The organism is Vibrio celticus, from assembly GCF_024347335.1.
GTDB lineage: Bacteria > Pseudomonadota > Gammaproteobacteria > Enterobacterales > Vibrionaceae > Vibrio > Vibrio celticus.
Map to the genome: position 1 here is coordinate 767,103 of NZ_AP025464.1, position 17,262 is coordinate 784,364.

Annotated in this window: 3 protein-coding genes (1 of these 3 cut by a window edge); all 3 read left to right on the top strand. The window is 48.6% G+C overall.

What is annotated here, in order from left to right:
- Tightly spaced (each overlapping or abutting the next), the 3 genes in view from OCV19_RS19515 to OCV19_RS19525 form a layout consistent with a single transcriptional unit that may run on beyond the window.
- Positions 1-7,359, top strand: a complete 7,359-nt coding sequence (locus OCV19_RS19515; RefSeq protein WP_261875734.1) for a VCBS domain-containing protein — start codon at positions 1-3, stop codon at positions 7,357-7,359.
- Complete coding sequence (locus tag OCV19_RS19520; protein ID WP_261875740.1) at positions 7,287-11,474, top strand: beta strand repeat-containing protein; 4,188 nt, start codon at positions 7,287-7,289, stop codon at positions 11,472-11,474. The genes OCV19_RS19515 and OCV19_RS19520 overlap by 73 nt, the downstream gene beginning before the upstream one ends.
- Positions 11,402-17,262, top strand: partial view of a VCBS domain-containing protein gene (locus OCV19_RS19525; protein ID WP_261875741.1) — the 5' portion only. The gene runs 91 nt beyond the window's last position; the window shows 5,861 of its 5,952 coding nt (coding positions 1-5,861); its start codon is at positions 11,402-11,404; its stop codon lies off the right edge, out of view. Before OCV19_RS19520 ends, OCV19_RS19525 begins: the two co-directional genes overlap by 73 nt.

A 17,262-nucleotide genomic window follows, 5' to 3' on the forward strand; every position in this document is an offset into this window, starting at 1 on the left:
ATGGCTAACAAAAAAAACGTCGAAACAAACAAGAAAAATACAGAAATCAAAAATAAGAAAAGTAACGAGCTAGAGCAAAAGAAACCAACACAAAAAAAGAAGCGCAGACTGCATTCACATCTAAAAGTGAATATCCCACTTTTTCAGTCACTCATGATGATTTTGCCATCATTGGCTAAACACTCTGCTGCAGAGAGTATAGACAATTCCAGCGACGCTGCAGATCAAGTAATCGCAAATAACGTGACCGAAAAAGATGTCACCGATGACCATAGCAAGGCGGACTCATCAGCGGTTGCTCTCCAAGAAGCTCAGACGAGTGACAACGACGTAAACTCAACCTTAAGTGCAAGTCATGCCGCCCATGGTTCGAGCTCTCACTTGGTTCCTTCTCATCATTTATCGACGCTTTCTCACCCGCAAGTCCATTACATTCCTTCGGTATCGATGCCGACTATCTCCTCAGGAAGTAACGGTCAGCCGATTCATTCGAATGCGCCTACGACGCCCGCTTTACCCGTCACCTTTATGCCAGAAGTCATAAAAGGTACGTACGGAGAGCTTCATGTTGATGCAAATGGTCAATACACATTCGTATTGAATCCAAATTCTCCTCAATACATACTGTTGAATCAGCACCAACCAGGTACTGACCATTTTGCGTTACACCTATCTAATGGCTCGAGCATCATTGTTCAGATACCGGTAACAGGTAAGCAAGACACGCCAAGTATTTCTGGAGACTTAACAGGTGTCGTCACAGAAGATCACAATATTGATTCACAAGGCTTGTTACATGCGAACGGCAAAATCGATGTCATAGACCCTGACCAAAATGAAAGTTCGGTTACACCGGAAGTTATCTCAGGTAAATATGGTTCATTAACTATCGATGCTGATGGACATTGGCAGTATCAAGTTGATAACTCGCTCTCTAATGTTCAAGCTTTAACCGCAGCCACTTCACTGCATGAAAGTTTCACAATTCACACCAAAGATGGCACACCGCAAACCATCGATATGACGATTGGCGGGAACGACGACAATGCAGTAATTACGGGTGTGGATGCTGGCACGTTAACTGAAGATTTAACGACACAAGTTCAAGGGCAGCTTTCGGTAACGGACTCTGATCTTGGAGAGGACCACTTTCAAGCCTCACAAGTGACTAGTAATTTCGGTACGCTAAGCATCACCAAAGACGGTGCGTGGACATACAGTTTAGACAACAATAACCCAGTAGTTCAAAGACTTGGCCAAGGTTCAACTGCGACAGACATCGTCACTGTTCACTCAGCTGATGGTACAGCGCATCAAGTTATGGTTACGATCAATGGCACCAACGACCATGCAGTAATCACGAGTAGTACAGCAAATTCACCAAGTTCGTTTTTCGCTATCGGGACAAATAATGGCTCAAGCCAAGTTACTGAAGATAAAGACCTAACGGTTTCAGGCCAACTCAACATCACCGATATCGACTCAAAAGAGGCGCATTTTTCTAATTCCGACCTCAAGGGGAGACTGGGTACTTTACACCTTAAAGACAATGGCGATTGGACCTACGATCTAGATAATAAAAATCCACAAGTTCAGGCTCTTGGTCAAGGCTCTGCAACAACAGACATCATAACCATCCACTCCGCCGACGGCACTCCTCATCAAATTGCAATTACCGTTAACGGCACCAATGATAAAGCCGTGATAAGTGGAACCAGTGCCGGCGCGGTAACCGAAGAGTCCCAACTTCAGACCTCGGGCATACTGACTGTTACGGATGTGGATACCGGTGAAGCGCACTTCGCTACTTCATCCACAGGAAGTACCGATATTGCAGGCTCGTTTGGTACGCTTCATCTGACCGATACTGGTTCTTGGACGTACGATCTTGATAACACTAACCCGACCGTTCAAGCATTAGGTAAGGGCTCGACAGCTACTGATACCATCACCGTTCATTCTGCTGATGGCACGCCGCATCAAGTGACTATCACAGTAAATGGCACTAATGACGCAGCTACTGTCAGCAGTGCGACCGTTGCCATCTATGAAACCGACAAAGCGGTAACCACCTCAGGCACACTAACCAGTACTGACGTGGATAACCCAGACAATGCGTTTACGCCGGATTCGATTACTGGCACCAATGGCGACCTGACTATTGATGCTAATGGTCATTGGACATTCACCGCCAACAGCGCATTTAATCAATTGAATGTTGGCGATAAAGTCGAAGAGACCTTCACGGTGTCGTCTATTGATGGCACATCCTCGACCATCAAAGTCACGATTAACGGCACTAACGATACCGCAACTGTTAGCAGTGCGACCGTCGCCATTGATGAAACCGACAAAGCAGTAACGACATCAGGCACCCTCACCAGTATCGACGTCGATAATCCAGATAATACCTTCACACCGGATTCGATTTCAGGCACCAACGGTGACCTCACTATTGATGCCAGTGGGCATTGGGTGTTCACCGCCAACAGTTCGTTTAATCAATTGAATGTTGGCGATAAAGTCGAAGAGACCTTTACTGTGTCGTCTGTAGATGGCACACCGTCCACCATCAAGGTGACGATCAACGGCACTAACGATGCCGCAACTGTCAGCAGTGCGACCATTGCCATCGATGAGACCGACAAAGCAGTAACTACCTCAGGCACGCTAACCAGTACCGATGTGGACAACCCAGACAATACGTTTACGCCGGATTCAATTACTGGCACCAACGGTGACCTGACTATTGATGCCAGTGGACATTGGGTGTTCACCGCCAACAGTTCGTTTAATCAATTGAATGTTGGCGATAAAGTCGAAGAGACCTTTACTGTGTCGTCTGTAGATGGCACACCGTCCACCATCAAGGTTACGATTAATGGCACTAACGATGCAGCGACAGTCAGTACCGCAACAGTCAGTGTGGATGAAACGGACAGCGCCATAACAACTTCTGGAACCCTCACCAGTATCGACGTCGATAATCCAGATAATACATTCACACCGGATTCGATTTCAGGCACCAACGGTGACCTGACTATTGATGCCAATGGTCACTGGGTATTTACCGCGAACAGCGCGTTTAATCAGCTAAACGTCGGCGATAAGGTCGAAGAGACCTTCACGGTGTCGTCTATTGATGGCACATCCTCGACCATCAAAGTCACGATTAACGGCACTAACGACGCCGCAACTGTCAGTAGCGCGACCGTTGCCATCGATGAAACCGACAAAGCGGTAACAACTTCAGGCACCCTCACCAGTACCGACGTGGATAATCAAGATAATGCGTTTACACCGGATTCGATTACTGGCACCAATGGCGACCTGACTATTGATGCTAATGGTCATTGGGCGTTCACCGCCAACAGCGCGTTTAACCAATTAAACGTCGGCGATAAAGTCGAAGAGACCTTTACGGTATCGTCCATCGATGGCACACCGTCGACCATAAAAGTGACGATTAACGGCACTAACGACGCCGCAACTGTTAGCAGTGCGACCGTTGCTATCGATGAGACAGACAAAGTGGTAACGACATCAGGAACATTGACTAGTACCGATGTTGATAATCCAGATAATACCTTCACGCCGGATTCTATTTCAGGCACCAACGGTGACCTGACTATTGATGCCAATGGTCATTGGATGTTCACCGCGAACAGTGCGTTTAACCAATTAAACGTCGGCGACAAAGTCGAAGAGACCTTCACTGTCTCGTCTATTGATGGCACTGCGTCAACGATCAAAGTGACAATTAATGGCACCAATGATAAAGCGACGGTCAGTACCGCAACTGTAAGTGTGGATGAAACCGACAAAGCAGTAACCACATCAGGCACGTTAACCAGTACTGACGTGGATAACCCAGACAATACCTTCACACCCGACTCGATTACTGGATCTAACGGCGACCTGACTATTGATGCTAATGGGCATTGGACATTCACAGCCAACAACGCGTTTAACCAATTAAACGTCGGCGATAAAGTCGAAGAGACCTTCACGGTATCGTCGGTTGATGGCACACCCTCGACCATCAAAGTGACGATTAATGGCACCAACGATGCAGCGACAGTCAGTACCGCAACAGTCAGCGTGGATGAGACTGATAAAGCGGTAACGACATCAGGAACATTGACTAGTACCGATGTAGACAACCCAGACAATACGTTTACGCCGGATTCGATTGCAGGCACCAACGGTGACCTGACTATTGATGCTAATGGTCATTGGGTATTTACTGCCAACAGCGCGTTTAATCAATTAAACATCGGCGATAAAGTCGAAGAAACCTTCACTGTCTCGTCCATCGATGGCACACCTTCCACCATAAAAGTCACGATTAACGGTACTAACGACACCGCTACTGTCAGCAGTGCGACCGTCGCCATCGATGAAACCGACAAAGCAGTAACCACATCAGGCACGCTAACCAGTACTGACGTGGATAACCCAGACAATACCTTCACACCCGACTCGATTACTGGATCTAACGGCGACCTGACTATTGATGCTAATGGGCATTGGGTGTTCACCTCGAACAACGCATTTAACCAATTAAACGTCGGCGATAAAGTCGAAGAGACTTTCACTGTCTCGTCTATTGATGGCACAACGTCAACGATCAAAGTGATGATTAACGGTACTAACGATGCAGCGACAGTCAGTACCGCAACAGCCAGTGTGGATGAAACGGACAGCGCTATAACAACTTCTGGAACCCTCACCAGTACCGATGTGGACAACCCAGACAACACGTTTACTCCTGATTCGATTACTGGCACCAATGGCGACCTGACTATTGATGCTAATGGTCATTGGACATTCACCGCCAACAGCGCATTTAATCAATTAAACGTCGGCGATAAAGTCGAAGAGACCTTCACGGTGTCGTCTATTGATGGCACATCCTCGACCATCAAAGTCACGATTAACGGCACTAACGATGCCGCAACTGTTAGCAGTGCGACCGTCGCCATTGATGAAACCGACAAAGCAGTAACGACATCAGGCACCCTCACCAGTATCGACGTCGATAATCCAGATAATACCTTCACACCGGATTCGATTTCAGGCACCAACGGTGACCTCACTATTGATGCCAGTGGGCATTGGGTGTTCACCGCCAACAGTTCGTTTAATCAATTGAATGTTGGCGATAAAGTCGAAGAGACCTTTACTGTGTCGTCTGTAGATGGCACACCGTCCACCATCAAGGTGACGATCAACGGCACTAACGATGCCGCAACTGTCAGCAGTGCGACCATTGCCATCGATGAGACCGACAAAGCAGTAACTACCTCAGGCACGCTAACCAGTACCGATGTGGACAACCCAGACAATACGTTTACGCCGGATTCAATTACTGGCACCAACGGTGACCTGACTATTGATGCCAATGGTCATTGGATGTTCACCGCGAACAGTGCGTTTAACCAATTAAACGTCGGCGACAAAGTCGAAGAGACCTTCACTGTCTCGTCTATTGATGGCACTGCGTCAACGATCAAAGTGACAATTAATGGCACCAATGATAAAGCGACGGTCAGTACCGCAACTGTAAGTGTGGATGAAACCGACAAAGCAGTAACCACATCAGGCACGTTAACCAGTACTGACGTGGATAACCCAGACAATACCTTCACACCCGACTCGATTACTGGATCTAACGGCGACCTGACTATTGATGCTAATGGGCATTGGACATTCACAGCCAACAACGCGTTTAACCAATTAAACGTCGGCGATAAAGTCGAAGAGACCTTCACGGTATCGTCGGTTGATGGCACACCCTCGACCATCAAAGTGACGATTAATGGCACCAACGATGCAGCGACAGTCAGTACCGCAACAGTCAGCGTGGATGAGACTGATAAAGCGGTAACGACATCAGGAACATTGACTAGTACCGATGTAGACAACCCAGACAATACGTTTACGCCGGATTCGATTGCAGGCACCAACGGTGACCTGACTATTGATGCCAGTGGTCATTGGGTATTTACTGCCAACAGCGCGTTTAATCAATTAAACATCGGCGATAAAGTCGAAGAAACCTTCACTGTCTCGTCCATCGATGGCACACCTTCCACCATAAAAGTCACGATTAACGGTACTAACGACACCGCTACTGTCAGCAGTGCGACCGTCGCCATCGATGAAACCGACAAAGCGGTAACCACCTCAGGCACACTAACCAGTACTGACGTGGATAACCCAGACAATGCGTTTACGCCGGATTCGATTACTGGCACCAATGGCGACCTGACTATTGATGCTAATGGTCATTGGACATTCACCGCCAACAGCGCATTTAATCAATTAAACGTCGGCGATAAAGTCGAAGAGACCTTCACGGTGTCGTCTATTGATGGCACATCCTCGACCATCAAAGTCACGATTAACGGCACTAACGATACCGCAACTGTTAGCAGTGCGACCGTCGCCATTGATGAAACCGACAAAGCAGTAACGACATCAGGCACCCTCACCAGTATCGACGTCGATAATCCAGATAATACCTTCACACCGGATTCGATTTCAGGCACCAACGGTGACCTGACTATTGATGCTAATGGTCATTGGGTATTTACTGCCAACAGCGCGTTTAATCAATTAAACATCGGCGATAAAGTCGAAGAAACCTTCACTGTCTCGTCCATCGATGGCACACCTTCCACCATAAAAGTCACGATTAACGGTACTAACGACACCGCTACTGTCAGCAGTGCGACCGTCGCCATCGATGAAACCGACAAAGCAGTAACCACATCAGGCACGCTAACCAGTACTGACGTGGATAACCCAGATAATACCTTCACACCGGATTCGATTTCAGGCACCAACGGTGACCTCACTATTGATGCCAGTGGGCATTGGGTGTTCACCGCCAACAGTTCGTTTAATCAATTGAATGTTGGCGATAAAGTCGAAGAGACCTTTACTGTGTCGTCTGTAGATGGCACACCGTCCACCATCAAGGTGACGATCAACGGCACTAACGATGCCGCAACTGTCAGCAGTGCGACCATTGCCATCGATGAGACCGACAAAGCAGTAACTACCTCAGGCACGCTAACCAGTACCGATGTGGACAACCCAGACAATACGTTTACGCCGGATTCAATTACTGGCACCAACGGTGACCTCACTATTGATGCTAATGGGCATTGGGTGTTCACCGCCAACAGTGCGTTTAATCAATTGAACGTCGGCGACAAGATCGAAGAGACCTTCACGGTGTCGCCCATCGATGGCACCCTTCGACGATCAAGGTCACAATTAATGGCACTAACGACGCTGCTACTGTCAGCAGTGCGACCGTCGCCATTGATGAAACCGACAAAGCAGTAACCACATCAGGCACATTAACCAGTACTGACGTGGATAACCCAGACAATACCTTCACACCAGATTCGATTACTGGCACCAATGGCGACCTGACTATTGATGCTAATGGTCATTGGGCGTTCACCGCCAACAGCGCGTTTAACCAATTAAACGTCGGCGATAAAGTCGAAGAGACCTTTACGGTATCGTCAGTTGATGGCACACCGTCGACCATAAAAGTGACGATTAACGGCACTAACGACGCCGCAACTGTTAGCAGTGCGACCGTCGCCATTGATGAAACCGACAAAGCAGTAACGACATCAGGAACATTGACCAGTACCGACGTAGATAATCCAGATAACACTTTCACACCTGACTCGATTACTGGAGCTAACGGTGACCTCACTATTGATGCCAGTGGACGTTGGGTGTTCACCGCCAACAGTTCGTTTAATCAATTGAATGTTGGCGATAAAGTCGAAGAGACCTTTACTGTGTCGTCTGTAGATGGCACACCGTCCACCATCAAGGTGACGATCAACGGCACTAACGATGCCGCAACTGTCAGCAGTGCGACCGTCGCTATCGATGAAACCGACAAAGCAGTAACGACTTCAGGAACATTGACTAGTACCGATGTAGACAACCCAGACAACACGTTTACGCCGGATTCTATTTCAGGCACCAATGGCGACCTTATTATTGATGCCAATGGTCATTGGGCGTTCACCGCCAACAGCGCGTTTAACCAATTAAACGTCGGCGATAAAGTCGAAGAGACCTTTACGGTATCGTCAGTTGATGGCACACCGTCGACCATAAAAGTGACGATTAACGGCACTAACGACGCCGCAACTGTTAGCAGTGCGACCGTCGCCATTGATGAAACCGACAAAGCAGTAACGACATCAGGAACATTGACCAGTACCGACGTAGATAATCCAGATAACACTTTCACACCTGACTCGATTACTGGAGCTAACGGTGACCTCACTATTGATGCCAGTGGACATTGGGTGTTCACCGCCAACAGTTCGTTTAATCAATTGAATGTTGGCGATAAAGTCGAAGAGACCTTTACTGTGTCGTCTGTAGATGGCACACCTTCGACCATCAAAGTCACGATTAACGGCACTAACGATGCCGCAACTGTTAGCAGTGCGACCGTCGCCATTGATGAAACCGACAAAGCAGTAACGACATCAGGCACCCTCACCAGTATCGACGTCGATAATCCAGATAATACCTTCACACCGGATTCGATTTCAGGCACCAACGGTGACCTCACTATTGATGCCAGTGGACATTGGGTGTTCACCGCCAACAGTTCGTTTAATCAATTGAATGTTGGCGATAAAGTCGAAGAGACCTTTACTGTGTCGTCTGTAGATGGCACACCGTCCACCATCAAGGTGACGATCAACGGCACTAACGATGCCGCAACTGTCAGCAGTGCGACCATTGCCATCGATGAGACCGACAAAGCAGTAACTACCTCAGGCACGCTAACCAGTACCGATGTGGACAACCCAGACAATACGTTTACGCCGGATTCAATTACTGGCACCAACGGTGACCTAACTATTGATGCTAATGGGCATTGGGTGTTCACCGCCAACAGTGCGTTTAATCAATTGAACGTCGGCGACAAGATCGAAGAGACCTTCACGGTGTCGTCCATCGATGGCACCCCTTCGACGATCAAGGTCACAATTAATGGCACTAACGACGCTGCTACTGTCAGCAGTGCGACCGTCGCCATTGATGAAACCGACAAAGCAGTAACCACATCAGGCACATTAACCAGTACTGACGTGGATAACCCAGACAATACCTTCACACCAGATTCGATTACTGGCACCAATGGCGACCTGACTATTGATGCTAATGGTCATTGGGCGTTCACCGCCAACAGCGCGTTTAACCAATTAAACGTCGGCGATAAAGTCGAAGAGACCTTTACGGTATCGTCAGTTGATGGCACACCGTCGACCATAAAAGTGACGATTAACGGCACTAACGACGCCGCAACTGTTAGCAGTGCGACCGTCGCCATTGATGAAACCGACAAAGCAGTAACGACATCAGGAACATTGACCAGTACCGACGTAGATAATCCAGATAACACTTTCACACCTGACTCGATTACTGGAGCTAACGGTGACCTCACTATTGATGCCAGTGGACGTTGGGTGTTCACCGCCAACAGTTCGTTTAATCAATTGAATGTTGGCGATAAAGTCGAAGAGACCTTTACTGTGTCGTCTGTAGATGGCACACCGTCCACCATCAAGGTGACGATCAACGGCACTAACGATGCCGCAACTGTCAGCAGTGCGACCGTCGCTATCGATGAAACCGACAAAGCAGTAACGACTTCAGGAACATTGACTAGTACCGATGTAGACAACCCAGACAACACGTTTACGCCGGATTCTATTTCAGGCACCAATGGCGACCTTATTATTGATGCCAATGGTCATTGGGCGTTCACCGCCAACAGCGCGTTTAACCAATTAAACGTCGGCGATAAAGTCGAAGAGACCTTTACGGTATCGTCAGTTGATGGCACACCGTCGACCATAAAAGTGACGATTAACGGCACTAACGACGCCGCAACTGTTAGCAGTGCGACCGTCGCCATTGATGAAACCGACAAAGCAGTAACGACATCAGGAACATTGACCAGTACCGACGTAGATAATCCAGATAACACTTTCACACCTGACTCGATTACTGGAGCTAACGGTGACCTCACTATTGATGCTAATGGTCATTGGACATTCACCGCCAACAGTGCGTTTAATCAATTGAATGTTGGCGATAAAGTCGAAGAGACCTTTACTGTGTCGTCTGTAGATGGCACACCTTCGACCATCAAAGTCACGATTAACGGCACTAACGATGCCGCAACTGTTAGCAGTGCGACCGTCGCCATTGATGAAACCGACAAAGCAGTAACGACATCAGGCACCCTCACCAGTATCGACGTCGATAATCCAGATAATACCTTCACACCGGATTCGATTTCAGGCACCAACGGTGACCTCACTATTGATGCCAGTGGACATTGGGTGTTCACCGCCAACAGTTCGTTTAATCAATTGAATGTTGGCGATAAAGTCGAAGAGACCTTTACTGTGTCGTCTGTAGATGGCACACCGTCCACCATCAAGGTGACGATCAACGGCACTAACGATGCCGCAACTGTCAGCAGTGCGACCATTGCCATCGATGAGACCGACAAAGCAGTAACTACCTCAGGCACGCTAACCAGTACCGATGTGGACAACCCAGACAATACGTTTACGCCGGATTCAATTACTGGCACCAACGGTGACCTAACTATTGATGCTAATGGGCATTGGGTGTTCACCGCCAACAGCGCATTTAATCAATTAAACGTCGGCGATAAAGTCGAAGAGACCTTCACGGTGTCGTCTATTGATGGCACATCCTCGACCATCAAAGTCACGATTAACGGCACTAACGATGCCGCAACTGTTAGCAGTGCGACCGTCGCCATTGATGAAACCGACAAAGCAGTAACGACATCAGGCACCCTCACCAGTATCGACGTCGATAATCCAGATAATACCTTCACACCGGATTCGATTTCAGGCACCAACGGTGACCTCACTATTGATGCCAGTGGGCATTGGGTGTTCACCGCCAACAGTTCGTTTAATCAATTGAATGTTGGCGATAAAGTCGAAGAGACCTTTACTGTGTCGTCTGTAGATGGCACACCGTCCACCATCAAGGTGACGATCAACGGCACTAACGATGCCGCAACTGTCAGCAGTGCGACCATTGCCATCGATGAGACCGACAAAGCAGTAACTACCTCAGGCACGCTAACCAGTACCGATGTGGACAACCCAGACAATACGTTTACGCCGGATTCAATTACTGGCACCAACGGTGACCTAACTATTGATGCTAATGGGCATTGGGTGTTCACCGCCAACAGTGCGTTTAATCAATTGAACGTCGGCGACAAGATCGAAGAGACCTTCACGGTGTCGCCCATCGATGGCACCCTTCGACGATCAAGGTCACAATTAATGGCACTAACGACGCTGCTACTGTCAGCAGTGCGACCGTCGCCATTGATGAAACCGACAAAGCAGTAACCACATCAGGCACATTAACCAGTACTGACGTGGATAACCCAGACAATACCTTCACACCAGATTCGATTACTGGCACCAATGGCGACCTGACTATTGATGCTAATGGTCATTGGGCGTTCACCGCCAACAGCGCGTTTAACCAATTAAACGTCGGCGATAAAGTCGAAGAGACCTTTACGGTATCGTCAGTTGATGGCACACCGTCGACCATAAAAGTGACGATTAACGGCACTAACGACGCCGCAACTGTTAGCAGTGCGACCGTCGCCATTGATGAAACCGACAAAGCAGTAACGACATCAGGAACATTGACCAGTACCGACGTAGATAATCCAGATAACACTTTCACACCTGACTCGATTACTGGAGCTAACGGTGACCTCACTATTGATGCCAGTGGACGTTGGGTGTTCACCGCCAACAGTGCGTTTAATCAATTGAATGTTGGCGATAAAGTCGAAGAGACCTTTACTGTGTCGTCTGTAGATGGCACACCGTCCACCATCAAGGTGACGATCAACGGCACTAACGATGCCGCAACTGTCAGCAGTGCGACCGTCGCTATCGATGAAACCGACAAAGCAGTAACGACTTCAGGAACATTGACTAGTACCGATGTAGACAACCCAGACAACACGTTTACGCCGGATTCTATTTCAGGCACCAATGGCGACCTTATTATTGATGCCAATGGTCATTGGGCGTTCACCGCCAACAGCGCGTTTAACCAATTAAACGTCGGCGATAAAGTCGAAGAGACCTTTACGGTATCGTCAGTTGATGGCACACCGTCGACCATAAAAGTGACGATTAACGGCACTAACGACGCCGCAACTGTTAGCAGTGCGACCGTCGCCATTGATGAAACCGACAAAGCAGTAACTACCTCAGGCACGCTAACCAGTACCGATGTGGACAACCCAGACAATACGTTTACGCCGGATTCAATTACTGGCACCAACGGTGACCTCACTATTGATGCTAATGGGCATTGGGTGTTCACCGCCAACAGCGCATTTAATCAATTAAACGTCGGCGATAAAGTCGAAGAGACCTTCACGGTGTCGTCTATTGATGGCACATCCTCGACCATCAAAGTCACGATTAACGGCACTAACGATGCCGCAACTGTTAGCAGTGCGACCGTCGCCATTGATGAAACCGACAAAGCAGTAACGACATCAGGCACCCTCACCAGTATCGACGTCGATAATCCAGATAATACCTTCACACCGGATTCGATTTCAGGCACCAACGGTGACCTCACTATTGATGCCAGTGGGCATTGGGTGTTCACCGCCAACAGTTCGTTTAATCAATTGAATGTTGGCGATAAAGTCGAAGAGACCTTTACTGTGTCGTCTGTAGATGGCACACCGTCCACCATCAAGGTGACGATCAACGGCACTAACGATGCCGCAACTGTCAGCAGTGCGACCATTGCCATCGATGAGACCGACAAAGCAGTAACTACCTCAGGCACGCTAACCAGTACCGATGTGGACAACCCAGACAATACGTTTACGCCGGATTCAATTACTGGCACCAACGGTGACCTAACTATTGATGCTAATGGGCATTGGGTGTTCACCGCCAACAGTGCGTTTAATCAATTGAACGTCGGCGACAAGATCGAAGAGACCTTCACGGTGTCGCCCATCGATGGCACCCCTTCGACGATCAAGGTCACAATTAATGGCACTAACGACGCTGCTACTGTCAGCAGTGCGACCGTCGCCATTGATGAAACCGACAAAGCAGTAACCACATCAGGCACATTAACCAGTACTGACGTGGATAACCCAGACAATACCTTCACACCAGATTCGATTACTGGCACCAATGGCGACCTGACTATTGATGCTAATGGTCATTGGGCGTTCACCGCCAACAGCGCGTTTAACCAATTAAACGTCGGCGATAAAGTCGAAGAGACCTTTACGGTATCGTCAGTTGATGGCACACCGTCGACCATAAAAGTGACGATTAACGGCACTAACGACGCCGCAACTGTTAGCAGTGCGACCGTCGCCATTGATGAAACCGACAAAGCAGTAACGACATCAGGAACATTGACCAGTACCGACGTAGATAATCCAGATAACACTTTCACACCTGACTCGATTACTGGAGCTAACGGTGACCTCACTATTGATGCCAGTGGACGTTGGGTGTTCACCGCCAACAGTGCGTTTAATCAATTGAATGTTGGCGATAAAGTCGAAGAGACCTTTACTGTGTCGTCTGTAGATGGCACACCGTCCACCATCAAGGTGACGATCAACGGCACTAACGATGCCGCAACTGTCAGCAGTGCGACCGTCGCTATCGATGAAACCGACAAAGCAGTAACGACTTCAGGAACATTGACTAGTACCGATGTAGACAACCCAGACAACACGTTTACGCCGGATTCTATTTCAGGCACCAATGGCGACCTTATTATTGATGCCAATGGTCATTGGGCGTTCACCGCCAACAGCGCGTTTAACCAATTAAACGTCGGCGATAAAGTCGAAGAGACCTTTACGGTATCGTCAGTTGATGGCACACCGTCGACCATCAAAGTGACGATTAACGGCACTAACGACGCCGCAACTGTTAGCAGTGCGACCGTCGCCATTGATGAAACCGACAAAGCAGTAACGACATCAGGAACATTGACCAGTACCGACGTAGATAATCCAGATAACACTTTCACACCTGACTCGATTACTGGAGCTAACGGTGACCTCACTATTGATGCCAGTGGACATTGGGTGTTCACCGCCAACAGTTCGTTTAATCAATTGAATGTTGGCGATAAAGTCGAAGAGACCTTTACTGTGTCGTCTGTAGATGGCACACCTTCGACCATCAAAGTCACGATTAACGGCACTAACGATGCCGCAACTGTTAGCAGTGCGACCGTCGCCATTGATGAAACCGACAAAGCAGTAACGACATCAGGCACCCTCACCAGTATCGACGTCGATAATCCAGATAATACCTTCACACCGGATTCGATTTCAGGCACCAACGGTGACCTCACTATTGATGCCAGTGGACATTGGGTGTTCACCGCCAACAGTTCGTTTAATCAATTGAATGTTGGCGATAAAGTCGAAGAGACCTTTACTGTGTCGTCTGTAGATGGCACACCGTCCACCATCAAGGTGACGATCAACGGCACTAACGATGCCGCAACTGTCAGCAGTGCGACCATTGCCATCGATGAGACCGACAAAGCAGTAACTACCTCAGGCACGCTAACCAGTACCGATGTGGACAACCCAGACAATACGTTTACGCCGGATTCAATTACTGGCACCAACGGTGACCTAACTATTGATGCTAATGGGCATTGGGTGTTCACCGCCAACAGCGCATTTAATCAATTAAACGTCGGCGATAAAGTCGAAGAGACCTTCACGGTGTCGTCTATTGATGGCACATCCTCGACCATCAAAGTCACGATTAACGGCACTAACGATGCCGCAACTGTTAGCAGTGCGACCGTCGCCATTGATGAAACCGACAAAGCAGTAACGACATCAGGCACCCTCACCAGTATCGACGTCGATAATCCAGATAATACCTTCACACCGGATTCGATTTCAGGCACCAACGGTGACCTCACTATTGATGCCAGTGGGCATTGGGTGTTCACCGCCAACAGTTCGTTTAATCAATTGAATGTTGGCGATAAAGTCGAAGAGACCTTTACTGTGTCGTCTGTAGATGGCACACCGTCCACCATCAAGGTGACGATCAACGGCACTAACGATGCCGCAACTGTCAGCAGTGCGACCATTGCCATCGATGAGACCGACAAAGCAGTAACTACCTCAGGCACGCTAACCAGTACCGATGTGGACAACCCAGACAATACGTTTACGCCGGATTCAATTACTGGCACCAACGGTGACCTAACTATTGATGCTAATGGGCATTGGGTGTTCACCGCCAACAGTGCGTTTAATCAATTGAACGTCGGCGACAAGATCGAAGAGACCTTCACGGTGTCGCCCATCGATGGCACCCCTTCGACGATCAAGGTCACAATTAATGGCACTAACGACGCTGCTACTGTCAGCAGTGCGACCGTCGCCATTGATGAAACCGACAAAGCAGTAACCACATCAGGCACATTAACCAGTACTGACGTGGATAACCCAGACAATACCTTCACACCAGATTCGATTACTGGCACCAATGGCGACCTGACTATTGATGCTAATGGTCATTGGGCGTTCACCGCCAACAGCGCGTTTAACCAATTAAACGTCGGCGATAAAGTCGAAGAGACCTTTACGGTATCGTCAGTTGATGGCACACCGTCGACCATAAAAGTGACGATTAACGGCACTAACGACGCCGCAACTGTTAGCAGTGCGACCGTCGCCATTGATGAAACCGACAAAGCAGTAACGACATCAGGAACATTGACCAGTACCGACGTAGATAATCCAGATAACACTTTCACACCTGACTCGATTACTGGAGCTAACGGTGACCTCACTATTGATGCCAGTGGACGTTGGGTGTTCACCGCCAACAGTGCGTTTAATCAATTGAATGTTGGCGATAAAGTCGAAGAGACCTTTACTGTGTCGTCTGTAGATGGCACACCGTCCACCATCAAGGTGACGATCAACGGCACTAACGATGCCGCAACTGTCAGCAGTGCGACCGTCGCTATCGATGAAACCGACAAAGCAGTAACGACTTCAGGAACATTGACTAGTACCGATGTAGACAACCCAGACAACACGTTTACGCCGGATTCTATTTCAGGCACCAATGGCGACCTTATTATTGATGCCAATGGTCATTGGGCGTTCACCGCCAACAGCGCGTTTAACCAATTAAACGTCGGCGATAAAGTCGAAGAGACCTTTACGGTATCGTCAGTTGATGGCACACCGTCGACCATAAAAGTGACGATTAACGGCACTAACGACGCCGCAACTGTTAGCAGTGCGACCGTCGCCATTGATGAAACCGACAAAGCAGTAACTACCTCAGGCACGCTAACCAGTACCGATGTGGACAACCCAGACAATACGTTTACGCCGGATTCAATTACTGGCACCAACGGTGACCTCACTATTGATGCTAATGGGCATTGGGTGTTCACCGCCAACAGCGCATTTAATCAATTAAACGTCGGCGATAAAGTCGAAGAGACCTTCACGGTGTCGTCTATTGATGGCACATCCTCGACCATCAAAGTCACGATTAACGGCACTAACGATGCCGCAACTGTTAGCAGTGCGACCGTCGCCATTGATGAAACCGACAAAGCAGTAACGACATCAGGCACCCTCACCAGTATCGACGTCGATAATCCAGATAATACCTTCACACCGGATTCGATTTCAGGCACCAACGGTGACCTCACTATTGATGCCAGTGGGCATTGGGTGTTCACCGCCAACAGTTCGTTTAATCAATTGAATGTTGGCGATAAAGTCGAAGAGACCTTTACTGTGTCGTCTGTAGATGGCACACCGTCCACCATCAAGGTGACGATCAACGGCACTAACGATGCCGCAACTGTCAGCAGTGCGACCATTGCCATCGATGAGACCGACAAAGCAGTAACTACCTCAGGCACGCTAACCAGTACCGATGTGGACAACCCAGACAATACGTTTACGCCGGATTCAATTACTGGCACCAACGGTGACCTAACTATTGATGCTAATGGGCATTGGGTGTTCACCGCCAACAGTGCGTTTAATCAATTGAACGTCGGCGACAAGATCGAAGAGACCTTCACGGTGTCGCCCATCGATGGCACCCT

Coding starts and splice junctions, on each gene's coding strand:
- OCV19_RS19515 (WP_261875734.1), top strand. CDS start 1: ATGGCTAACAAAAAAAACGTCGAAACAAACAAGAAAAATACAGAAATC.